19 protein-coding genes are annotated in these 23,691 nt (G+C 63.7%); 11 read left to right on the top strand and 8 right to left on the bottom strand.

The features are described from left to right. Positions 1 to 46: 46 nt before the first annotated feature. Together kdsA and D0T21_RS14375 are read right to left on the bottom strand one after the other, a co-directional pair. Positions 47 to 901 carry a 3-deoxy-8-phosphooctulonate synthase gene (gene kdsA / locus D0T21_RS14370; protein ID WP_116990293.1) on the bottom strand — a complete coding sequence of 285 codons (855 nt, stop codon included), beginning with the start codon at positions 899 to 901 and terminating at the stop codon, positions 47 to 49. Continuing rightward, on the bottom strand, positions 898 to 2,586 hold the full coding sequence (locus D0T21_RS14375) for a CTP synthase (protein WP_116990294.1): 1,689 nt from the start codon (positions 2,584 to 2,586) through the stop codon (positions 898 to 900). The genes kdsA and D0T21_RS14375 overlap by 4 nt, the downstream gene beginning before the upstream one ends. 223 nt (positions 2,587 to 2,809) lie before the next feature. Here D0T21_RS14375 and D0T21_RS14380 point away from each other — a divergent pair, with 223 nt between their 5' ends. Together D0T21_RS14380 and D0T21_RS14385 are read left to right on the top strand one after the other, a co-directional pair. Continuing rightward, positions 2,810 to 3,229 carry a PRC-barrel domain-containing protein gene (locus D0T21_RS14380; protein WP_116990666.1) on the top strand — a complete coding sequence of 140 codons (420 nt, stop codon included), beginning with the start codon at positions 2,810 to 2,812 and terminating at the stop codon, positions 3,227 to 3,229. Next, positions 3,229 to 3,414, top strand: coding sequence for a hypothetical protein (locus tag D0T21_RS14385; protein ID WP_116990295.1), 186 nt, complete (start codon positions 3,229 to 3,231; stop codon positions 3,412 to 3,414). Before D0T21_RS14380 ends, D0T21_RS14385 begins: the two co-directional genes overlap by 1 nt. On the opposite strand, the gene D0T21_RS14390 is transcribed toward D0T21_RS14385, so the two are convergent. Further along, positions 3,411 to 6,584 (bottom strand): error-prone DNA polymerase, encoded by a 3,174-nt coding sequence (locus D0T21_RS14390; protein WP_116990296.1) that lies wholly within the window; start codon positions 6,582 to 6,584, stop codon positions 3,411 to 3,413. The two genes, D0T21_RS14385 and D0T21_RS14390, sit on opposite strands and share 4 nt — an antisense overlap. A 343-nt stretch (positions 6,585 to 6,927) precedes the next feature. On the opposite strand from D0T21_RS14390, the gene D0T21_RS14395 reads away from it, so the two are divergent. From D0T21_RS14395 to D0T21_RS14425, 8 genes are all read left to right on the top strand, one after another. Beyond that, positions 6,928 to 9,210: a TonB-dependent receptor plug domain-containing protein gene (locus D0T21_RS14395; protein WP_373886672.1), complete on the top strand. Its 2,283-nt coding sequence runs from the start codon at positions 6,928 to 6,930 to the stop codon at positions 9,208 to 9,210. Positions 9,211 to 9,349: 139 nt separating this feature from the next. Next, the gene (locus tag D0T21_RS14400; protein WP_116990298.1) at positions 9,350 to 9,811 is read left to right on the top strand and encodes a DUF2844 domain-containing protein; all 462 of its coding nucleotides are present in this window, start codon (positions 9,350 to 9,352) and stop codon (positions 9,809 to 9,811) included. A 10-nt stretch (positions 9,812 to 9,821) separates the two neighbouring features. Continuing rightward, positions 9,822 to 11,594 (top strand): DUF3443 domain-containing protein, encoded by a 1,773-nt coding sequence (locus D0T21_RS14405; protein WP_116990299.1) that lies wholly within the window; start codon positions 9,822 to 9,824, stop codon positions 11,592 to 11,594. Positions 11,595 to 11,913: 319 nt separating this feature from the next. Further along, positions 11,914 to 14,010 (top strand): bifunctional 2',3'-cyclic-nucleotide 2'-phosphodiesterase/3'-nucleotidase, encoded by a 2,097-nt coding sequence (locus D0T21_RS14410; RefSeq protein ID WP_116990300.1) that lies wholly within the window; start codon positions 11,914 to 11,916, stop codon positions 14,008 to 14,010. 58 nt (positions 14,011 to 14,068) lie between these two features. Then, entirely contained in the window at positions 14,069 to 14,812 is a 744-nt protein-coding gene (locus tag D0T21_RS14415; protein WP_116990301.1) for a tetratricopeptide repeat protein, read from the top strand. A 72-nt stretch (positions 14,813 to 14,884) separates the two neighbouring features. After that, the gene (locus D0T21_RS31705) at positions 14,885 to 15,169 is read left to right on the top strand and encodes a hypothetical protein (RefSeq protein ID WP_116990302.1); all 285 of its coding nucleotides are present in this window, start codon (positions 14,885 to 14,887) and stop codon (positions 15,167 to 15,169) included. 2 nt (positions 15,170 to 15,171) lie between these two features. After that, entirely contained in the window at positions 15,172 to 15,462 is a 291-nt protein-coding gene (locus D0T21_RS14420; protein WP_116990303.1) for a type II toxin-antitoxin system RelE/ParE family toxin, read from the top strand. A gap of 81 nt (positions 15,463 to 15,543) precedes the next feature. After that, positions 15,544 to 16,050, top strand: a complete 507-nt coding sequence (locus tag D0T21_RS14425; RefSeq protein ID WP_116990304.1) for a hemerythrin domain-containing protein — start codon at positions 15,544 to 15,546, stop codon at positions 16,048 to 16,050. Between the two features lie 22 nt (positions 16,051 to 16,072). Here the strand turns inward: D0T21_RS14425 and coaD are convergent, their stop codons facing one another. From coaD to D0T21_RS14450, 5 genes are all read right to left on the bottom strand, one after another. After that, positions 16,073 to 17,221 (bottom strand): pantetheine-phosphate adenylyltransferase, encoded by a 1,149-nt coding sequence (gene coaD / locus D0T21_RS14430; RefSeq protein ID WP_116990305.1) that lies wholly within the window; start codon positions 17,219 to 17,221, stop codon positions 16,073 to 16,075. A gap of 32 nt (positions 17,222 to 17,253) precedes the next feature. After that, positions 17,254 to 18,630, bottom strand: a complete 1,377-nt coding sequence (locus D0T21_RS14435; protein ID WP_229211478.1) for an ATP-binding protein — start codon at positions 18,628 to 18,630, stop codon at positions 17,254 to 17,256. Positions 18,631 to 18,638: 8 nt separating this feature from the next. Then, positions 18,639 to 19,298: a response regulator transcription factor gene (locus tag D0T21_RS14440; protein ID WP_020701705.1), complete on the bottom strand. Its 660-nt coding sequence runs from the start codon at positions 19,296 to 19,298 to the stop codon at positions 18,639 to 18,641. A 43-nt stretch (positions 19,299 to 19,341) separates the two neighbouring features. After that, complete coding sequence (locus D0T21_RS14445; RefSeq protein ID WP_116990307.1) at positions 19,342 to 20,850, bottom strand: Do family serine endopeptidase; 1,509 nt, start codon at positions 20,848 to 20,850, stop codon at positions 19,342 to 19,344. Between the two features lie 156 nt (positions 20,851 to 21,006). After that, a complete protein-coding gene (locus D0T21_RS14450) occupies positions 21,007 to 21,465 on the bottom strand; it encodes an Hsp20 family protein (RefSeq protein WP_116990308.1) in 459 nt (152 codons plus the stop codon). A 262-nt stretch (positions 21,466 to 21,727) separates the two neighbouring features. Between D0T21_RS14450 and D0T21_RS14455 the strand changes: the two genes are divergently transcribed. Next, entirely contained in the window at positions 21,728 to 23,608 is a 1,881-nt protein-coding gene (locus D0T21_RS14455) for a M61 family metallopeptidase (protein WP_116990309.1), read from the top strand. Positions 23,609 to 23,691: the final 83 nt, after the last annotated feature.

A 23,691-nucleotide genomic window follows, 5' to 3' on the forward strand; every position in this document is an offset into this window, starting at 1 on the left:
GCAAGAGCGCCACTCATACGAAAACTCGTACGCCAGGTATGTTGCATTAGTTGAAGCTGTTTTCCAGGAAGCCAGCTTTTTTGGTGATGCGGTCCAGCTCGATCAGCGTGGACAGCAACTCCTTCATGCGACCCAGCGGCACGGCGTTCGGGCCGTCCGACAGGGCTTCTGCAGGGTTGGGATGGGTTTCCATGAACAGGCCGGCCACGCCGACCGCCACCGCCGCGCGCGACAGCACCGGCACCATTTCGCGCATGCCGCCCGAAGAAGTACCGTTACCGCCCGGCAGCTGCACCGAGTGGGTCGCATCGAACACCACAGGGCAGTTCGATTCGCGCATGATGGCCAGCGAACGCATGTCCGAGACCAGGTTGTTGTAGCCGAAGGAAGCGCCGCGCTCGCAGGCCATGAAGTTGTCTTCGTTCAGGCCCTTGGCCTTGGCGGCCAGGCGGGCTTTGTCGATGACGTTCTTCATGTCGTGCGGGGCGAGGAACTGGCCCTTCTTGATGTTGACCGGCAGGCCGGACTCGGCGCAGGCGACGATGAAGTCGGTCTGGCGGCAGAGGAAGGCCGGGGTTTGCAGCACGTCGACCACCGCCGAAACTTCAGCGATTTCGTCGATCGAGTGCACGTCGGTCAGCACCGGCACGCCCAGTTCGCGCTTGACGTCGCCCAGGATCTCCAGGCCCTTCTCGCGGCCGGGACCGCGGTAGGTGGTACCGGAGGAACGATTGGCCTTGTCGAACGAGGACTTGTAGATGAACGGAATGCCCAGCGCGGCCGTCATTTCCTTCAGCGCGCCGGCGGTGTCGAACGCCATCTGGCGCGATTCGATCACGCAGGTGCCGGCGATCAGGAAGAACGGCTGGTCGAGGCCAACGTCAAATCCGCACAGTTTCATGCTGCATCTCCTTGCAGTGCATCGGTCACAGCGTGCAGGCGGTTGCCGCCGGCGGCCTTGTGGGCCAGTGCTGCCTTGATGTAGGACGTGAACAGCGGATGGCCGTCACGCGGGGTCGATTTGAATTCTGGGTGGTACTGCACGCCCATGTACCAAGGGTGCGAATTCTCGCCGGTACGCGGCAGTTCCATGATTTCGCACAGGTCTTCGGTCGGGGTACGGGCCGCGACCACCAGGCCGGCCGCTTCGACGCGCGGCAGGTAGTGGTTGTTGGCTTCGTAGCGGTGACGGTGACGCTCGGTGACCACCGCGCCGTAGATTTCCGACGCCAGCGTGCCCGGCTTGATGGCGCAGGTTTGCGCGCCCAGGCGCATGGTGCCGCCCATATCGGAATTCTCGTCGCGTTTCTCGACCTTGCCGTCCTGGCCTTGCCATTCGTCGATCAGGGCGACGACAGGCTGCGAGGTTTCCAGGTCGAACTCGGTCGAGTTGGCGGTGGTCAGGCCGGCCTTGTGGCGGGCGTATTCGATCAGCGCCACCTGCATGCCGAGGCAGATGCCCAGGTAAGGGATCTTGTTTTCACGGGCGAACTGGGCGGCCATGATCTTGCCTTCCACGCCGCGCTTGCCGAAGCCGCCCGGTACCAGGATGGCGTCGTACTTGCCCAGCGCGGCGCAGCCGATGGTCTCGATCTCTTCCGAGTCGATGTACTCGATGTTGACCTTGGATTCGTTGTGGATGCCGGCGTGGCGCAGCGCTTCGGTCAGCGACTTGTACGACTCGGTCAGTTCCACATACTTGCCGACCATGCCGATCGACACTTCGGTCTTCGGATGTTCCAGCGTGTAGATCAGACGGCTCCAGACCGACAGGTCGGCCGGGGCCGGGTTCAGGTCCAGCGCTTCGCAGATGATCGCGTCCAGGCCCTGGTCGTGCAGCATCTGTGGCACTTTGTAGATGGTGTCGACGTCCCACACGGAGATCACGGCCTGCTCTTCGATGTTCGAGAACAGCGAGATCTTGGCGCGTTCGTCTTCCGGGATGGCGCGGTCGGCGCGGCACAGCAGTGCGTTCGGCGAGATGCCGATTTCGCGCAGCTTCTGCACCGAGTGCTGGGTCGGCTTGGTCTTCAGTTCGCCGGCGGAGGCGATGAACGGCACCAGCGTCAGGTGGACGAAGGCGGTGTTCTTGCGGCCAGCGCGCAGGCTCAGCTGACGTGCGGCTTCCAGGAACGGCAGCGATTCGATGTCGCCCACGGTACCGCCGATTTCGCACAAGGCCACGTCGTAGCCTTCGGCGCCACGACGGATGTAGTCCTGGATTTCGTTGGTGATGTGCGGGATCACCTGCACGGTCTTGCCCAGGTACTCGCCGCGGCGTTCCTTGCGGATCACCGATTCGTAGATCTGGCCGGTGGTGAAGTTATTCACCTTTTTCATGCGGGTGGAGATGAAGCGCTCGTAGTGACCGAGGTCGAGGTCGGTTTCGGCCCCGTCGTCGGTGACGAAGACTTCACCGTGCTGCATAGGGCTCATCGTGCCAGGATCGACGTTGATATACGGGTCGAGCTTGAGCATGGTGACTTTGAGGCCGCGCGATTCGAGGATCGCGGCGAGAGAGGCGGCGGCAATCCCTTTACCAAGGGAAGACACGACGCCGCCGGTGACGAAGACAAATTTGGTCATTGCAGATGGTGCCGAACGGCACGTGCGGGAAATTGAAATTATACCCTAAAACGTCCGATTCTTCACCTTCCTGCCCGGAAAAATCCGCAATCGGGCGGGAAACTCCTATGAAAGAAAGTGCAAAAATAGCCAGTTTGCCTATCCGCCAGCACTGTGTTGCACCGTACAGACCGCCGCCCTCAACAAGGCAAAAATGACAACTCACTCAATCAGGGAGGTCATGATGAACTACGAAGAACTCGATGCCTTGGGCATGTATGTCGACCACGGCCACAAAGGCCCCGGTCCGGAACTGATGGGCGCCGATACGCTGATCGGCAACCACGTCCACAACCTGCAAGACGAGCACCTGGGCGAGATCAAGGAAATCATGCTCGACATGCGCACCGGCAACATCGCCTATGCGGTGATGGCGTTTGGCGGCGTGTTCACGTTGGGCGAAAAGCTGTTCGCCGTGCCTTGGGAAGCGTTGACCCTGGACACCGTCAACAAACGCTTCACGCTGAACCTGGACAAGGAACGCATCGAAGCGGCACCCGGCTTCAACAGCGACCAATGGCCCAATATGGCCAACCAGACCTGGGCCAGCCAGATCCATACCTACTACGGCACCAGCGGCAATCGCAGCGCCGGTCTCCGATAATGTTCGCCGCCATCATCGTGCTGGGCGGGATCGCAGCCGGCGCCGGTTTGGCCGTCAGCTGGCTGCTTCACCGCCATCGCCAACGTCCGCAGCGCCGGCAGGCCGGCGTGCCCGTCATGCTCAGCAGCTGGTCCGGTCGGGACGAATCGACGGTGGCGGTCCATTTACGGCGCGGCCAACGCTAGCAAAAATCACGGCTGACGGTCGGCAGCCGTCCCAGCAGATGGGACATATCGACCAGCCGCTTGGCCACCAGGTGGCGTACCACGCCTTCCTGCTGCCAGACGCCATACACTCCCAACAACGGCGCGCTCAATACTTCGCGCCGCTGCTGCTCCACCAGCGCCGGCCAGATGATGACGTTGACGTTGCCGGTCTCATCCTCGATGGTGATGAACAGCACGCCCTTGGCCGTACCGGGACGCTGCCGCACGGTGACCATGCCGCAGGCGCGCGCCAGCATGCCGTTGGTGTAGGTGTTGAGCGTGGACGCCGGCAGGAAGCGGTGCTCCAGCAGTTTGGAACGCAGCAGCGCCAGCGGATGCCTGCCCAGCGTCAGGCCGTGCGAGCGGTAATCGCCCAGTATTTCCTCGCCTTCCGTCGGCGGTTTCAACACCGGGATGTCTTCGTCCGGCATAGTCGGGCGCAGCAAATCCTTGTCCGGCACGGCGCCGATCGCCTGCCACAAGGCTTGCCGCCGGTTGCCGGCCAGATGTTGCAGCGCGTTGCCACCGGCCAGTACTTGCAGGTCGTGGCGCTCCAGGTCGGCGCGCCGCGCCAGGTCGGCCACGCTGGCAAACGGTTGCGCGGCACGCGCCTGCTCGATGCGTTCGGCCGCTTCGGCGCGCATGCCCTTCAGCAGCGACAGACCCAGCCGCACCGCCGGTTGATTGCGCCGCCCCACCCGCTCCTCCAGAGATGAATCCCAGCCGCTGACGGTGACGTCGATCTCGCGCACCTGCACGCCGTGGCGTTTGGCGTCCTGCACCAGTTGCGACGGGCTGTAGAACCCCATCGGCTGGCTATTCAGCAGCGCGCACAGGAAGGCGGCCGGCTCGTGGCACTTGAGCCAGGAACTGGCATAGGTCAGCAGTGCGAAGCTGGCGGAATGCGACTCGGGGAAACCGTATTCGCCGAAGCCTTCGATTTGCTTGCAGATCGCATCGGCGAAATCAGCCTCGTAGCCACGTTCGCGCATGCCGTCCTTGATGCGCTGCTCATACTTGTCCACGCCGCCCTTGCGCTTCCAGGCCGCCATGGCGCGCCGCAGTTGGTCCGCCTCGCCTTCGCTGAAGCCAGCGGCAATGACGGCGATCTGCATCACCTGCTCCTGGAAGATCGGCACGCCCAGCGTGCGGCCCAGCGCTTCCTTCAGCCTCGGCGGATAATGGATTTCCTCGCGCCGCATGCGCCGTTGCAGATACGGGTGCACCATGCCGCCCTGTATCGGCCCCGGCCGCACGATCGCCACCTCGATCACCAGGTCGTAAAACTCCCGGGGGCGCAAGCGCGGCAACATGCTCATCTGCGCGCGCGACTCAATCTGGAACACGCCGATGGTGTCGGCCTCGCACATCATGTCGTAAGTGGCAGTGTCTTCCTTGGGGATGTCCTGCATCGTGAACGGCGCGCCGCGCTGTTCGCCGACCAGCGCCAGCGTGCGCCGCAGCGCCGACAGCATGCCCAGAGCCAGCACGTCCACCTTCATCAACCCCAGCTCTTCCAGATCATCCTTGTCCCACTGGATGACGCAACGCCCTTCCATCGTGGCGGCCTCGATCGGCACCAGCCGCGACAGTTTTTCGTGCGAGATGACAAAGCCGCCGGGATGCTGCGACAAGTGGCGAGGGAAACCCAGCAAGGCGATCGCCAGCGCGGCCCATTGCTGCGCCAGTTGCGATTCCGGGTCCAGTCCACATTCGGCCAGCCGGCCCAGCAGGTCGTTGCGGCTGTCGAACCAGTGGTGCGCCTTGGCCACCTTCTCGACGATCGCCAGATCCACGCCCAGCGCCTTGCCGCTGTCGCGCAGCGCGCTCTTCGGACGATAGCTGATGACGACGGCCGCCAGCGCGGCGCGGTCCGCGCCGTATTTCTTGTAGATGTACTGGATCACCTCCTCGCGCCGCTGGTGTTCGAAGTCGACATCGATATCAGGCGGCTCGTTGCGCTCCCTGGAAATGAAACGCCCGGTCAGCATATTGCTGCGCTCGGGATCGACCTCGGTCACGCCAAGGCAATAACAGACCACCGAGTTGGCCGCCGATCCCCTGCCCTGGCACAGGATATTTTGCGACCGGGCGTAACGGACAATATCGTAGACTGTCAGGAAGTACGGCTCGTATTCCAGTTCCGCGATGAGCTCCAGTTCCTTCTCAATCTGCTTGCGCACCTTGTCGGACACGCCGGCCGGAAAGCGCCGCTGCGCACCGGCATACACTTCCTGCCGCAGATAGCTGGCCGGCGTATGGCCTGCTGGCACCAGCTCACGCGGATATTCATAGCGTAGCTGGCTCAGATTAAATGTGCACTGCTGCGCAATACTCAGCGTTTCCGCCAGCGCCTGCGGCGGATACAGGTTCGCCAGCCGCAGCCGCGAGCGCAGGTGCTGCTCGGCGTTCTGCGCCAGCGCGTAGCCGCATTCGGCCACCGGCTTGCCGACCCGCACCGCGCACAAGGTGTCATGCAGCGGCTTGCGCGAACGCACATGCATGCACACATGCCCCAGCGCCACCACCCGCATGCCATGCTGTAGCGCCACCTCGTCGATGCTGAGGCGGTGCGCCTCGTCCAGCGCGCGCTGCAACAAGTTCAGGCCCATCCAGCTACGGCCCGGAAACGTCACCTCCATCCACGCCGCCTGCGCGTGCAGGCGGTCGACGTCGTCCGGCTGGAACGCCGGGTAATGCGGCAGCAAGATCATCAGGCAGCCGGGCAAGCCTTGCAGGTGGGCGTAGGCCGGCGGCGGCGCGGCCAGGTCGGCCGGCGTGAGCAGGTAGCTGCCCTTGGCGACCCGGTTGCGCCCTATCGTGATGAGTTCGCAGAGATTGCCGTAGCCCTCGCGGTCCTGCGCCAGCGCGATCAGCGACAAGGCCGGGCTGCCGTCGGGATGCTTCAGGTGGAAATGGCTGCCGATCAGCAGCGGCAGGCCGGCCGCCTTGGCCTGGGCGTGAGCGCGCACTACGCCGGCCAGCGAGCATTCGTCGGTGATGGCCAGCGCGGCATAGTCCAGCTGCACCGCGCGCGCGACCAGCTCCTCGGCGCTGGAGGCGCCTTGCAGGAAGGAGAAATTGGTCAGGCAGAACAGCTCGGCATATGCCGGCAAGCCTTGCGTGGTCGGTGTGGTAATCGGCATCATGATACTGTGTTTTTATACAGTATAATACACCGTACGCCAATTGCTACCTGATAGATGAAGCAATAATTGACTAAAACTATGGCACTACGTAGCACTACGTAGTGCCGGAGTCACTCTGGCGCGGCAAAACAACAGTAAATAAAGTTTGGCTGCAAAATTATCAAAAAAGTCATGTCCTTATGAGCTATTTGACTAGAATCAAATTTTTCACGGGAGAGAAAACTTGTTCGCCAACACGCCATTACGTCATGCAGTACTGCTCAGCCTTTACGGCGCAGCCGCCCTCAGCTTCGCACCATCCGCTTTCGCACAGACAGCACAGGAAGCCAAACCAGACACCCCCATGCAATCGGTCAGCGTAGTCGGCTCGCGCCGCGCGACCACTTCGTCCACCGACACCGTGGTGCCGGTCGATATCATCCCGATGAGCAAGTCCACAGAACAAGGCGGCCAGTTCGACCTGGCGCAAACGCTGACTTACATCTCGCCATCGTTCAACTCGACCCGCCAGAGCGGCTCCGACGGCGCCGACCTGGTCGACTCCGCCGCGCTGCGCGGCCTCGGTTCCGACCAGACCCTGGTGCTGGTCAACGGCAAGCGCCGCCACACCACCGCGCTGGTCAACCTGTTCGGCGCGCGCAACCGCGGCAACACCGGCACCGACATGAACACCATCCCGCTGCTGGCGATCAAGGACGTGCAGGTGCTGCGCGACGGCGCCGCCGCCCAGTACGGCTCGGACGCCATCGCCGGCGTGATCGACATCGGCCTGAAGAAAAGCAAGGGCTGCGAAGCCGTCGCCGGCTTCAGCGAATACTCTAGGCGCGACGGCAAGAACTACCTGACCTCGGCCTACTGCGGCTTCGAGATCGGCAACGGCGGCGTGCTCGGCATCACCGGCGAATACCTGGACCGCGGCCGTTCCAACCGCGCCGAAGCCGACAACCCGCGCATCATCGGCGACACCAAGACCAAGAACCAGACCATCTACCTGAACGGCGAACTGCCGACCACCGGCACCGGCAAGCTGTACTTCACCGCCGGCGGCCAGACCCGCAACGCCTCCAGCGCCGCCTTCGCGCGCGGCGGCATCGGTTCCGACGACATCCCTAGCCGCAACTCGGCGGCCATGTACCCGAACGGTTTCGTGCCGTTCATCAACGCCGACATCGACGACCAGTACGCCATCCTCGGCCATCGCAGCATGGTCGGCGACTGGAACCTGGATTTGTCGCAGACCTATGGCTACAACAAGATGCGCTACAACATCAGCCATACGATCAACGCCTCGATCGCCAACAAGGACTTGCTGGCCGGCGGCAAGGGCATCAGCCCGGACCGCTTCGACGCGGGCGGCTTCTCGTTCCAGCAGCTGACCACCAACCTCGACCTGAACCACTACTATGACGGCCTGGTCGGTGACGGCCTGAACGTCGCCTTCGGCGGCGAATACCGCAGCGAGAACTACAAGATCTTCGCCGGCGAGCCGGGCTCGTACAACGACGTAGACGGCATCGGCTTCGGCGGCAACGCCGGCAGCCAGGGTTTCCCCGGCTTCCAGCCGGCCGACCAGGTCAACGCCAAGCGCCACAGCACCGCCGCCTACCTCGACCTGGAAGCGGACCTGAGCAAGATCGTCAAGCTGCAGGGCGCGCTCCGCTACGAGAAGTTCAGCGACTTCGGCTCCACCGTCACCGGCAAGCTGGCCGGCAGCGTGCGCGTGGCCGACAGCGTGCTGCTGCGTGGTTCGGGCAGCACCGGCTTCCGCGCACCGTCGCTGCAACAAGTTTATTTCTCGTCGACCTTCACCGACTTCATCGGCGGCGTGCCGACCGACGTGGTGCTGGCGCCCAACGGCGGCACCGTCGCCAACGCGGCCGGCATTCCGAAGCTGAAGGAAGAAAAGTCGACCAGCTTCACGCTGGGCACCACCTGGACGCCGAACGCCGCCGTCTCCGTGACCGCCGACCTGTACAACATCAAGATCAAGGACCGCATCGTGCTGTCGGGCCGCTTCAATGCCGACACCTATCCTGACCTGGCCGAGCGCCTGGCCAAGCTGGGCGTGGGCGAGGCGCAGTTCTTCGTCAACTCGGTCGACACCAAGACCCAGGGCCTGGACCTGACCGCGTCGCACAAGACCAACTTCGGTTCCAACAAGCTGACCACCTTCCTGGCGCTCAACGTCAGCAAGACGGAAGTGACCGGCATCCACGCGCCGGCTTCGCTGAAAGGCTTCGAGGACGTGCTGCTATCGGAGAAGGAACGTCTGTACATCGAGCAGGGCGCGCCACGCTCCAAGGCCACGCTGGGCTTCGACTACGTGACCGGCCCATGGGAAAGCGACCTGAAGATCATCCACTTCGGTCCGCAAACCTTGGGCACCTTCGACGGTACGGCAGCCGGCGTGCCTAACCAGCACTACGAGTCGAAGACCTCGGCCGACCTGAGCTTCACCTACACCATCAACAAGAACATGAAGTTCACCTTCGGCGGCAACAACATCTTCAACGTCAAGCCGACGTCGCAGAACGCCGACGAGACCGACAACGGTTTCAAGTATGAAAGCGTGCAGTTCGGTTTGAACGGCGCTTCCTACTTCGGCCGTCTGTACGTCAAGTTCTAAGCTCTTTATTCCTTGCATCGACGGCGCCTGCGGGCGCCGTTTTCGTTGGCGGCAATCGTAACGTTTGCTTACATATCGCTAACGCTATCCAACCCGCTGCCGTTCTACACTGCCTACATCTTAGGCACAGGAGCGTTTCATGCGCCGCGCACTCTTACTCATGTTGTTACTCCCCCTGCTGCAAGGCGCGCTGGCCTATGCCGCGCTGGGCACTGCCCCGTCCAATTTCGGTACCACGCCGGTCAGGCAGGGGGGGCGCAGCCTCGCGGCGGCCACTACCGACAGCACCACGGTCTACACCGTCAGCCAGAGCACGCTCGATAGCGGCACCGTCGTGCGCGAATATGTGAACACGCAAGGCACGGTGTTCGCCGTCAGCTGGAACGGACCCGCCCTGCCCGACCTGCGCACCCTGTTGGGTGACAAGTTCGCCGTGCTGACCACCGCCGCCGGCAAGCGTCCCAAGGCGGGGCACTCGCAGCTGGCGGTCGAGCAATCGGACCTGGTGATCGTCTCCGGCGGCCACATGCGCGCCTATGCCGGCCATGCGTGGATACCGAGCGCGCTGCCGGCGGGCTTCGATACTTCCATCATCGAATAGGCATACGCGCATGGTCCGCTTCCTCCCCACCGGCCGGCTGCTGCATAGCGCCGGCGCGGCCTTGCTGGCCGCGTCCAGTTCGACCTGGTTCATCTACGTCGCCAGCCTCATGTTCGCGCTGATCCTCAGCGCCTGCGGCGGTGGCGGCAGCACCGCTGCCACCACCACGACCACCCAGGCCGCCGCCGCCGTCACGCCGGTGGTCAGCATCAGCGCCACGCCGACCGCCACCACCGTCGGCCAGGTCATCACGCTGAGCTGGAGCGTCAGCAATCCCAGCTCGACCGGCTGCACCGCCTCGGGCGCGTGGAGCGGCGCGCTGGACAACAGCGGCTCGCAGACCGTCACGGCCGGCGCGGCCGGCACCGCTTTCTACACCATCACCTGTAGCGGCGTCAGCAAGACCACCAGCGTCGTCGTCAGCACGCCGCCGCCCTCGCCCACCGTCAACCTGACGCTGGCGCCGGCCAGCATCACCACCGCGCAGACTTCAGTGCTGAGCTGGTCGTCGGCCAACGCCAGCAGCTGCACCGCCAGCGGCGCCTGGAGCGGCGCCAGGGCCACCTCGGGCTCGATCAGCGTCGTGCCCAATGCGGCGGGCAATTTTGTCTACACCCTGTCGTGCACCGGCGACGGCGGCAACGTCAACGCCAGCGCCGCGCTCAGCGTGACTGCGCCGCTCAGCAACAGCACCGCCATCGTGGTCGACAGCGGCCCCACCGGCATCAACGGCTCGATCAATATTCCGTACGTCAGCGTGACGGTGTGCCAGCCCGGCACCACCACCTGCCAGACCATCGACCACGTGCTGCTCGACACCGGCTCCTACGGCCTGCGCCTGCTGGCCCCGCTCGATGCGGCGCTGAACCTGCCGGCCGTGAAGACGCCGTCCGGCGCCGACGCCGGCGAATGCGGCAAGTTCATCAGCGGCTACACCTGGGGCGCGGTGCGCCAGGCCGACGTCAGGATAGCGGACGAGAAGGCGGCTGGCATTTCGATCCAGGTGATCGCCGACAGCGGCGCCAATTACGCGGCCACGCCGTCCAGTTGCAGCAGCGCCGGCAACAACCTCGGCACGCTGGCGGCGTTGGGCGCCAAGGGCGTGCTCGGCGTCGGCCTGTTCAAGCAGGACTGCGGCGACAACTGCGCCAGATCGGCGGTCAGCGGCTACTACTATGCCTGCACCAGCAACGGCTGCACCGCCAGCAGCATGGCGCTGGCGTCGCAGGTCAGCAATCCGGTGGCCTCGTTCGCGGTCAACAACAACGGCGTGCTGGTGCTGCTGCCCAGCGTCGGCACGGCCGGCCTGACTTCGGTCAGCGGCACGCTGATCTTCGGCGTCAACACCCAGAGCAACAACACCATCGCCGGCGAGACGCTGTACAAGACCAACAGCAGCGGCGACTTCAGCACCACCTACAAGGGCAAGACCTACAGCGCCAGCTTCATCGACAGCGGCTCCAACGGCTACTTCTTCAGCGACAGCACGATACGCACCTGTTCGGGCGGGGATTTCTATTGCCCGGCTGCGACGCTCTCGCTCAGCGCCACCAACGCGGCAGCCGACGGCAGCGCCAGCGGCGTGGTGAACTTCAACGTCGCCAACCTGGTGCAACTGGCGTCGACCATCTCGGCGGCGCAGGTGGGCGGCACGGTGGGCAGCAGCACCAACGCCGGCAATTATTTTGATTGGGGATTGCCCTTCTTCTACGGCCGCCGCGTGTTCGTCGTGTTTGAAGGGGGCGCCGTCAACGGCAAGACCGGGCCGCTGTGGGCATATTAGGATAGACCCGCCGTTGCCGGCAGCGCCCGATAAGCGCTGCCGTCAGAGCCGCTGTTGTAGTCCATCTTTGGGGTTTTGCCTACCTTCTCTCCGTGGGTGTCTGGTCGAAGGATGATGCATCTCTGCGCGCACCGGCGGTTTGTGGCCGCAGCACGACTTGCCAGAATAGCGACCGACGCCCCGACGGTATCGCGAAATCACGACAAACCCCTGTTAAATCGCGCCACGGCTCGCCAAGCAATTGTTTGTGTTTTGTCACGCCCATGTCATGTACGTTGGGTAAAGTCGCCACCTTGAAATTTCTTAATTTGAGGGTGCAATGAAAACAAATCTGGTGATGTTGGCTGCGTTGACGGCAGCGGGTCTGGTTGGATGCGGCGGCGATTACACGCCACCACCGGCGATCGCGGAAGGCACGACCGTCACGCTGGCGCTGATGGAAACCACCGACATCCATGCCAATGTGATGAGCTACAACTACTACTCACTGGCGGAAGACACCAGCCTGGGCCTGGAACGCACCTCGACCCTGGTCAGCGCGGCGCGCGCGGAAAACCCGAACAACCTGCTGCTGGACGACGGCGACGTGATCCAGGGCACCCTGCTGGGCGATATGCAAGCCGTCACCAAGCCGATCGCCTGCACCGACACCATGGCCGTGCACAAAGTCATGAACGCCATGAAGTACGACGGCGGCGGCTTCGGCAACCACGAATTCAACTACGGCCTGCCGCTGCTGAGCCAGATCACCAATACCGACTTCGGCATTCCAGGCGTGAGCAAGCCGGCCGGCACCTGCGGCGCCCCGGCCTTCCCGCTGGTGCTGACCAACGTCACCGGCGTGGCCAGCAACAAGCCGATCGTGCAGCCGTACACGCTGCTGCCGCGCACCTTCACCGCCACCAAGCTGGACGGCAGCAAGGTGGACGTCAAGCTCAACATCGGCATCATGAGCTTCGTGCCGCCGCAGATCCTGGACTGGGACCAGAAGAACCTGGCTGGCAAGGTTGCCGTGACCGGCGTGCAGGAAGCGGCCAAGCAGTACGTGCCTGAGATGCGCAGCAAGGGCGCCGACCTGGTGGTGGCGCTGTCGCATGGCGGCCTGGACCCAAGCGCCTACAGCCCGAAAATGGAAAACGGCAGCTATCACCTGACCAGCACCGGCATCGACGCGCTGCTGATCGGCCACTCGCACCTGATCTTCCCGAAAGGCAAAGAGACCGGCGCCGCCGCGCTGGATCCATCGTTCGCCGCCTTCCCGGCCAGCGCCAAGATCGACGCCGTCAACGGCTTCGTCAACGGCGTGCCGACCGTGATGGCGCAAAGCTGGGGCCGCCGTCTGGGCATCATCAAGATGACGCTGGTCTTCACCGGCGGCAAGTGGGTGGTGCAGCAGGATAAGACCAGCGTGGAATCGCGCGGCTTCAAGTACACCGACGGCGTCACCAACGTCAAGGCCGATCCAGCCATCGCGCCGATCGTCGCCACCGAGCACGCCGCCACCATCGCCTACGCCAAGCAGCCGCTGGGCGTGACCACCGACTTTGAAATGTCGGCCTACTTCTCGCTGGTCGGCGACGTCAGCGCGATCCAGCTGGTCAACCAGGCGCAGCTGGACTACGTGAAGAAATTCATCGCCGCCAGCACCGACGCCACCATCGCCAGCTACAAGAACATTCCGGTGATCTCGTGCAGCGCGCCGTTCAAGGCCGGCCGCAACGGTCCTTCCGACTTCACCGACGTCGCGCCGGGCGCCAGCGCCGCCGCGCCGATCGGCCTGCAAGTGCGCAATCCGGGCGACCTCTACCTGTACAGCAACAACAACCTGCAGGCAGTGAAGATCAAGGGTTCCGACCTGAAGGCCTGGCTGGAAACGGCGGCCAAGCAGTTCGGCCAGATCGATCCAACCAAGACCACCGAGCAGGACCTGGTGCCGTCGTATGGCACGATCTACAACTACGACGTGTTCTATGCCGAGAACAACGCGCTGACCTACCAGATCGACGTGACCAAGCCGGTCGGCAGCCGCATCGTCAACCTGACCTACCTGGGCAAGGCCGTGGCCGCCGGTGACGACTTCATCGTCGCCACCAACGACTACCGCGCGGGCGGCGGTGGCGCCGTGCCTGGCATCGACGGCAGCAAGACCATCATCAAGTCGCCGGACGCCAACCAGACCGTGGTCAGCAACTACCTGACGGCGCAAGGCGCGGCCAGCGGCAAGGTCACGCTGGCCGGCAATGGCAGCGCGCGCAGCTGGAGCTTCGTCAAGGTGGCGACCGCCGGTCCGGTGATCCTGCGTTCGGCGCCTGGCCACCTGGCATTGGCGAAGAGCAGCGGCATCACCGCCGTGACGGCCGAAGGCGCGCAGGATGCCAGCGGCTTCGCCAAGTACTCGGTGGATCTGAGCAAGTAATTCGAGCGGGGTGTGCGGGGCCGGTGACGCCGGCTCCGCTTATCGTGAGGTTCTGATCATGCAAGTTAAAAATTATCCCGGCGTGGCGTTGATTAGTCTGTTGATCGGCGTATTTCTGTTCGGCTGCCAGCTGCAACAGGAAAAGCCGAACTCGGCGCAAATCGAGACGGTGGGCATGAAAGCCATGCAGCAGGCTGACGCCAGCGCCGAGCGCAAGCTGATGTCGTGGTCGGCGCAGAATATGCCGGTGGCGCAGCGCGAGCTGGCGTTGCTGTATCAAACCCGCCCTGAGCAACGGGCGGAATCGCTGAAGCTGTTCGAGCAAGCCGCGCGCGGCGGCGACGTCGATGCCGCCTACCAGCTGGGCGAGATGTTGCGCGTGGGCGTGGCCGGCGTGCCAGCTGCGCCGGCTGCAGCAGCGCCGTGGTACGCCATGGCGGCCAGACAGAATCACGCGCGGGCGGCGCTGATGCTGGGCATGCTCTACAAAAACGGCGACGGCGTCGCGCGCGACGATGTGCAAGCCGCGCACTGGCTGAACATCGCCAGCGGGCTGGGCAATCCACACGCGATGTTCCTGCTCTCCTACATCTATCGCGAAGGCCGCGGCGTCGCGCCGGACAGCGCCCAGGCCCGCCACCTGCTGGAAGAAGCCGCCGAGCACGAATACCCACCGGCGATCCAGGAGCTGGCGATGACGGTACAACTAGGCGACGCCCTCAGTCCCAAAGACGAACGCCGCGCCGGCTACCTGCTCAAGGAAGCCGCCGAGCACCGCCACAACAACTGGAATCGCTTCTGACGTTTCATTGATCACACCGCAAGTCCCACATCCCCGCAGTGCTAGAATTATTTCTCACTGTGGGAGGATGCCATGCCAAAACTCACCATTGAATTGCCAATCGCACTTAGTCGGAGTCTCAATGCAATCACAGACAACGATACGATCAAGGCGCAAGATTTTATTCTGGAGTCCATAGCGGAGAGGATAGCCCTGTTGACCGAAAAAGAAAGAATCCACACAATCGCAGACGCACGGTTCGAAAAATTCCTGAAGAACAAAGAATCCGTTTCCTGGGCAGAAGTCAGCAACTACCTGGCGCGTCGAGCTGCCGGTGAAACCCCTCCACGGCCAACGCCTAAAAAATTCATCCCCTGATCATGGCGCACCTGGAACTGATGCCCCAGGCGATTGACGATCTTGATCGTATTCTGGATTTTCTAGTTCAAAACAAGACGCCTAACGCCTCCGCCAGAATTCAGGAAATTCAGCAGTCAATCGATGTTCTGAAATTTACCCCGTTGATCGGCCATGCCGCCCGCGATGGCAAACGTGAACTACTGGTGGGTAAGCGAAGACATGGCTATGTCGCGATTTACAGGTACTTTGCCGACATCGACACGGTGTTTGTGCTTGCAATACAGAGCCAGCGACAACAACGGCAACGTTGAACAACGCACAGACCGCTATTGGCCGCGCTCCTAGACTGGGTAAGCAGCATCCCCCAATCATTCGCAACGCAAGGAGCCGACATGAGAACCACCGCCCGCCCGCAGGACAAAATCCCCAAGCCTATCCCGACCGAGACCGATGTTCAGGATGCGATCACGCTGCTGACGGAAGACCATGAGCACGTTAAGTCGCTGTTCGAACAGTACGAAGAGTTGGGCGACCGCGCGCATGCCAGCAAACAGAAACTGGCGCTGCAGATCTGCACAGAACTGACCAAGCACGCCACGGCCGAAGAGGAAATCTTCTACCCCGCCGTGCGCGCCGCCACCAAGGATGACGACATGCTCGACGAGGCCGTCGTCGAGCACGCCTCGGCCAAGGACCTGATCGCACAGATCATTGCGATGGAATCCACCGACGATCTGTACGATGCCAAGGTCAAGGTGCTGTCCGAGCTGATCGACCACCACGTCCAGGAAGAAGAGACCGAGATGTTCCCCAAGGCCCGCAAGGCCAAGCTCGACCTCGACGCGCTGGGCGCCGAGATCGCCGCACGCAAGGAGCAAGTCGAACTGCCGCCGCACTAAGCCTGGTTCAGCGCGACATCCTTCACTTCACCGCCAGCCGCTCCATCTCCCGCTGCATATTGTCTATGGCGCGCTCGTTGTACTGGTCGGCAAAGTAGTCGTTGCCGAACAGCTGGCCGGCGTCGGCCTTGCGGCACAGATGGGCCAGCGCACCGCCGCGCTGTTCGCGATACTTGGCGTCCGGCAGGTGGATGTACTCCTGGCGGATGGCGCGCGCATAGTTCTGGTAGACCTCGTCGTCCTGCCCGAGGATGGCCAGGTCGACGCTGAGCAGCGTGTCCTTCAGGCGATGGCTGATCGAGGCTTCCTGGAAATGGTCGGTGGCGCGTATCAGTTCGGCCGCGTCGCCCATCTCCTGCCCCAGGTGGCTACCCAGCCAGAGCTGGGCGCTGGCTTCCTCGTTGGTCAGCGCGCCCGGCTCGCCGCTGTGGCCGTACTCAGCGTCATGGAACCAGAAGGCTTGCTTGACGATGTCGACGTCGGCCGGATCGGGACGGGTGTTGGCGGCCCACACGCGGATCTCGCACAGGCCGTGCACCAGGTGGTCGAGGTTGTGATAGTGGCGCGCCGGGCCGCCGTAGGCCGTGGCCCCGGTCAGCTGCACGAACCACTGGTCGGCGTGGGCGATGGCGGTGGCGTCGCGGTGCTCGTAGTCCCACAAGGTTTCCCATTCCTTGCGCAGCCAGCTCAGCACCCAGGCGTGGTAGGCCGGACCGGGCACGAACTTCTTCATGATCCAGTTCCAGCCGATCGGCCCTTCCAGCGCCTTGACGAAGCTGGAGCTGACCGAACCGAGGTCGCGCGGCGGCATGACGAAGATGGTCTTGGCGCCCTGTAGCACGTCGACGTTGGTTTGCTGGATCAGGTTTTCGTAGTCGAAATCGGCGGTGGTGCGGATGCCGCGTATCAGGCAGTGCACGCCCTGCTTCTTGGCGGCGCGCGCCGTGTAGTCGCCCTTGACGATGACCACCTGCACATTGTCCCAGCCCTGCTCGGCGCAGCTGAGGGCGATGATGCTCTTGCGCTCCTCGGCCGAGAACTTGGGCTTCTTGGCCGGATTTTCAGACAGGAAGACCACCACCTCGTCCGCCAGCGAACGGGCTTCGTTCATCACCCACATGTGACCGTTGGTGATCGGGTCCAGGGTGCCCGAAAAGCCGATTTTCTTCATACGCCACTCCAACGCCATGTCAAAGTAGCATTTTAGACTGGAGCGGCCCTTGCAGTCTCAGGAAAATCGAGTTTGATCAGCAACCCGCCCAGGCGCTCGGACTCGCCCAGCGTCAGCGCGGCGCCGTGGCGTTCGGCGATCGACTTGATGATCGCCAGCCCCAGCCCGCTGCCGCCGGCCTGGCTGCCCGGCACGCGGTAGAAGCGGCCGAACACCCGCTCGCGCTCTTCCAGCGGGATGCCGGGACCGGAATCCTCGACCGTGAGGACGACCCGCCCCGGCGCGGCTTTTGTGGCGCCGGCGCTACGGCGCAGGTCGATATCGACGGTGCCGCCGGCCGGCGTGTACTTGGTGGCGTTGTCGATCAGGTTGCGCAGCAGGATGATCAGCGCATCGGGCTGGCCGTCCACCGAGGCCTCGTCCGCGTGTTCCAGGCCGAGGTCGATCTGGCGCGCCTGCGCCAGCCCGGCCATGTCGCCCAGCGAGCGCTTGACCAGCTCGGTGAGGTTGACCGGTTCCAGCTTGACGTCGTTGACCGAGCCTTCCTGCCGCGCCAACACCAGCAACTGTTCCACCAGCCGCGTGGCGCGTTCGATGCCGGCCGTGACGCGGCCGATGGCGACGCTGCGCGCGGCCTCGTCCTGCGCGCGTTCCAGGCTCAGCACCTGCAACTTGAGCGCGGCCAGCGGCGAGCGCAGTTCGTGCGCGGCGTCGGCGACGAAGTGCTGCTGGGCGTCGAAGGCGGTGCGCACACGGCCGAACAGCAGGTTCAGCTCGTGCACCAGGGGCAACACTTCATCGGGCAAATCGTTTTCGGAGACCGGCGACAGATCGTCCGCCTGGCGCGCCGCCACCTGCCGCTTGACGCGCGACACCGGCGCCAGCGAACCGCTGACCACCCACCACACCACCAGCATCAGCACCGGCGCCATGACGGCGATCGGGCCGACCGTGCGCAGCGCCAGCGTGCCGGCCATGCGCTGGCGCACGGCCATGTCCTGCGCCACCTGCACGGTCTGGTTGCTGGTCTGTACCGAGAAGATGCGGTAGGTGGTGTTGTTGGCCTTGACGTTGGAGAAGCCCAGCACCGCCCGCTGCGGCAGCGCCGCGCGCGACAGCGAACGGAACACTTGCGCGCCGTCCGGCGTCCACACCTGCACCACCAGGTCGTCATTCTCGGGATCGGCCGCCGTGTCGGCGGCCTTGTTGGTCAGCGTGGCGCTGGAACGCAGCGACATCGCCATCTGCTGCATGTGATAGTCGAAGATCTGGTCGGCGTCGCTGAGCGCGCTGCGGTAGGCGATCATTGCCTGCGCGATGGCCGCCATGGTGATGGCGGCCAGCAGGAACCACAACAAGCGCCCGCGCAGCGAGTGCGTTACCACGGGCACCCGCGGCATCGACGGCATCTTCACCTTCATAATTTCGGTACCATGTATCCTAGGCCGCGCACGTTTTGGATCAGTTCCGCACCGAGCTTCTTGCGCAGGCCGTGGATGTAGACTTCGACCGCGTTGCTGTTGACTTCATCCTTCCAGCTGTACAGCTTTTCTTCCAGCTGGTGCCGCGACAGCACGATGCCGGGCCGCGCGATCAGCGCCTCCAGCACCGCCCATTCGCGCGCCGACAGGCTGACTGCCTTGCCGTCGGCCAGCACTTCACGGGTTTGCGGATTGACACTGACGCCGCCATGTTCGAAGATCGGCTCGGCGCGGCCGGCCGAACGGCGCAGCAAGGCGCGGATGCGCGCCAGCAGTTCGTCGAGGTCGTAGGGTTTGAGCACGTAATCGTCGGCGCCGGCGTCGAGGCCGGCGATGCGCTGTTCCTTGGCGTCGCGCGCGGTGGCCACCAGCACCGGGGTCAGTTCCTTGCGCGCGCGCATCGAACGCAGCACTTCAAGGCCGTCCTTGCGCGGCAGGCCCAGGTCCAGCAGCACCAGATCGTAGGTCTGGGTTTGCAGCGCGGTGTCGGCCATCGCGCCATCCTTGACCCAGTCGACCGCGTAGTGCTCGGCCCTCAGCAGGTCGAGCACCACCTCGCCGATCATCGTATCGTCTTCCACCAGCAGAAGTCGCATATTGTTTCCTTTCTATTTTTGTGTTGCGTTCTGCCGATCCGACTTATCCGAGTCGCACCGGTATGAAGATTTTATCGTCGCCGCGCTGTATCAGCAATGCCACCGACTTGCCGGACTTGCCAACCACCTCGCGCACCTGGTCGATCGAGTTGACCGGACGGCCGTTCACCGACAGCAGCACATCGCCCGGCTGCACGCCGGCATCGGCCGCAGCGCCGCGCGCATCCTCGATCAGCAGGCCGTTGGCGATGCCGGACTGGCGCTTCTCCATGCTTTCCAGCGGACGCAGCGACAAGCCCAGCTTCAGCTTGGCGCTGGCCTGGTCGGTGCGTTCCCCCTCGGCCGCGGCAACCTTGTCGTTGGCGTTGCCCAGCGTGGCGCTCAATTGTACCGGCTTGCCCTGGCGCCAGACTTCCATCGTCACTTTATCACCTGGCGTGGCCAGGCCGACGATGGCCGGCAAATCGCCCGAGCTGATGATCTTGGCGCCGTTGAGGGTGCGGATCACGTCGCCCGCCTTCAGGCCGGCCTTGTCGCCAGGGCCGCCCTTCTCGACGTTGGACACCAGCGCGCCTTCCGGCGTGGCCAGGTTGAAGGAATCGGCGAAGCCCTGGTTGATCTCCTGCACCGTCACGCCCAGCTTGGCGTGGGTGACCTTGCCGGTCGAGACGATCTGGTCCTTGATCTTGCCGGCGACATCGATCGGAATCGCGAACGACAGGCCCTGGTAGCCGCCGGTCTGGCTGTAGATCTGCGAGTTGATGCCGACCACTTCGCCGCGCGTGTTGAACAGCGGGCCGCCCGAGTTGCCGGGGTTGACGGCGACGTCGGTCTGGATGAAGGGCACGTTCCCGTCCGGCAGCGAACGGCCCTTGGCGCTGACCACGCCGGCGGTGACGGTGTTGTCGAGGCCGTATGGCGAACCGATCGCCAGCACCCATTCGCCCACTTTCAGGTCGTTGCCCTTGGCCAGCGGCACCACCGGCAGATTCTTGGCGTCGATCTTCAGCACGGCGACGTCGCTTTTGGGATCGGAGCCCAGCACCTTGGCGCGGAACTCGCGACGGTCGGTCAGCTTGACCACCACTTCGCTGGCGTCGCGCACCACGTGGGCGTTGGTCAGGATGATGCCGTCGGCGCTGATGATGAAGCCGGAGCCCAGGCCGTGGGTCGGCACGCTGCGCTGGCCGCCACGCTGCTGCGGGCCCTGGAAGCGGCGGAAGAATTCGTAGAACGGATCGTCGGCGAAGGGATCGCCACGGCCGGCCTGTTCGGCGCCGTCGTAGGAGGTCTTGGTACTGCCGGTGACGCTGATGTTGACCACCGCCGGGCCGTTGTGGGCGGCGATGACGCTGAAGTCGGGCAGCGTCATCAGCGGCGCAGGGACGGCGGCCGGCGCGGCGGCCTGGGCCGGTGCTGCGGCTTGCAGGGCAACTGCGGCGGGGGCGGCGGCAACGGCATTGCCTTGTTTGACGGCGACGGCGCCGCCGACGCCTATCACGCCCAGCACTGCCACGGCGAGGGCTGCACGTTTGAGAGTAGATTCGGACATAGCTGCACTCCTGAATTGACTGAGGTTTGTAGATGTATCCAATATGAGGGTAAAAACTTAGACCCGTCTTAACTATACAATTGCTTACAACCAACGCTGGTTTACGCAAAACTGGCCGGATATACCGGCCAGTCGGGACTACTCAGCTACGATGGATCAGGCGGCCTGGCGCTGCTCCAGGGCGGTGACGTTGTCGCTGCCGTCGATGACGATCTTGCGTGGCTTGAGCGCTTCAGGCACTTCGCGCACCAACTCGATATTCAGCATGCCGTTGTCGAAGCTGGCGCCGGTCACTTTGACGTGGTTGGCCAGCTGGAAGCGCTGCTCGAAATCGCGGGCGGCAATGCCGCGGTGCAGATAGGTGCGCTCGGTGGCGTCCTTCTGTTTGCGGCCGACGATGTGCAGCGAATCGCGTTCGAAGGTGATGTCGATTTCCGAACGGTCGAAGCCGGCCAGCGCCATCACGATGCGGTATTGGTCGTCCGACACCAGTTCGATGTTGTACGGTGGGTAGCTTGGGGTGGCATCGCCGCGCTGGGCGTCGTTCAGCATTTGTGCCAGACGATCAAAGCCGATGGCGGAACGATACAGTGGGGTCAGGTCAAAAGTACGCATGGTGAATATCCTTTTCAAGTTAAGCGATATGGGCGGGGAAGATTCCCCTCGGTGGCCCCCATCTGGGCAACCACTGAGTCCGATATAGGATGGTTTTCCGGCCTTTCAAGGCCTTGAAAAACGGCCACAAGATCCCCAGAGCCGCAAAATTTTTCAAAATATTTTCGCTGCACCGCGCCACGCTTTTGTCAGTTTTTTTGCCAGATTTGCAAGTTGCCTGCGTGCTACACTCGCCTTCCTGTCCAACCTCGTTATCGACCACATGTCCATGTCCCGTGCCGCCCTCGCCGTCCTGCTGGCTACCGCCTTCAGCGCCCAGGCAGAAGCCATCTCCGAACAGCCTTACCCAGGCACCATCGTCTTGAAAGTGGACGCCACCAACACGGCGCAGCAAATCTTCCGCGTGCGCGAAAGCATCCCCGCCAAGCCGGGCAAGCTGACCCTGCTTTATCCGCAGTGGATACCGGCCAACCACGGCCCCAGCGGCGCGCTGAACCAGTTCGCCGGCCTCAAGGTCAGCGCCAACGGCAAGCCGCTGGACTGGAAGCGCGACACGGTCAACGTCTACGCCTTCCACATCGAGGTGCCGAAGGATGCGTCGTCGGTGGACGTGGAATTCCAGTACCTGTCGCCGACCGAGGCCAACCAGGGCCGCACCACGATCACCAACGACATCGTCGGCGTGCAATGGCAATCGCTGACCCTGTACCCGGCCGGGTACAACAGCCGCCGCATCACCATGCAGCCCAACCTGACGGTGCCGGCCGGCTGGCAGTACGGCACCGCGCTGGAGACCGCCGCGCGCAACGGCGACGAGATCGCCTTCAAGCCGCTGGACCTGGAAGCGATGATGGATTCGCCGCTGTTCGCCGGCCGCTACTTCCGCCGCATCGACCTCGATCCGGGCGCGAAAGTGCCGGTGCACCTGAACGTCGTGGCCGACTCGGCCGAGCAGCTGGAAGCGACGCCGGAACAGATCGCCCCGCACCGCGCCATGGTGCAACAGGCCTACAAGCTGTTCAACTCGCAGCACTACCAGCACTACGATTTCCTGTTCGCCATCAGCGACGAGTTCGGCGGCATCGGCCGCGAGCATCACCAGTCGAGCGAGAACGGCGTCAAGCTGGGCTACTTCGCCGAGTGGGCCAAGCAGGAGGCCCGGCGCGAACTGCTGCCGCATGAATTCACCCACTCGTGGAACGGCAAGTTCCGCCGCCCGGCCGACCAGAACGTCCCCAACTTCAACACGCCGCTGCAGAACACGCTGCTATGGGTGTACGAAGGCCAGACCCAGTACTGGGGCGCGGTGATCGCCGCCCGTTCCGGCCTGATCAAGCAAGAGCACACGCGCGACCTGCTGGCCGCCACCGCCGCCCGCTACGACAACACCAAGGGGCGCGAATGGCGCGCGGTGCAGGACACCACCAACGATCCGATCGTCAACGCCCGCCGTCCGCAAGGCTGGAACAACTGGCAGCGCGCCGAGGACTACTACTCGGAAGGCGAACTGATCTGGCTGGACGCCGACACGCTGATACGCGAAAAGTCCGGCGACAAACGCTCACTCAACGACTTCGCCCGCAACTTCTTCGGCGTCGACGACGGCGTCAACGTGGCCAAGCACTACACCTTCGACGACGTGGTGAAGGCGCTCAACGCGATCCAGCCTTACGACTGGGCCAGCTTCCTGCGCACCCGCCTGGACGGCCACGGCCCCGGCGCGCCACTCGACGGCCTGGCGCGCGCCGGCTGGAAACTGGTCTACACCGACAAGCCGACCGACTTCCTCAAAGCCCAGGAAGAACAAAACAAATCGGCCAACTTCCAATACTCGCTGGGCTTCTCGGTCGGCGCGGAAGGCAAGCTGGAAGGCTTCCAGTGGGAAGGCGTGGGCTTCAAGGCCGGCCTGTCGGGCGGCAGCACGCTGCTGGCCGTCAACGGCCGCGCCTACAAGGCCGAGGTGCTGCGCGCCGCCGTCACGGCCGCCAAGACCGGCAAAGAGCCTATCAACTTGCTGGTCAAAAAAGGCGGTTTGTACCAGACCTATGCGCTCGACTACCACGACGGCCTGAAGTATCCGCGCCTGGAACGCATCGAGGGCACGCCGGACCGCCTTGATGCAATTCTGCAACCATTGAAGTAATTATCATCCTGGAGGGGGCCGGTGAATTGTGCCGGCTCGCCATCGGGTTATACTTGTCTCATGCCCGATCGGACCGATACCCA

Origin of the sequence: Duganella sp. BJB476 (assembly GCF_003416895.1) — a bacterium.
Classification (GTDB): Bacteria; Pseudomonadota; Gammaproteobacteria; order Burkholderiales; family Burkholderiaceae_D; genus Rugamonas.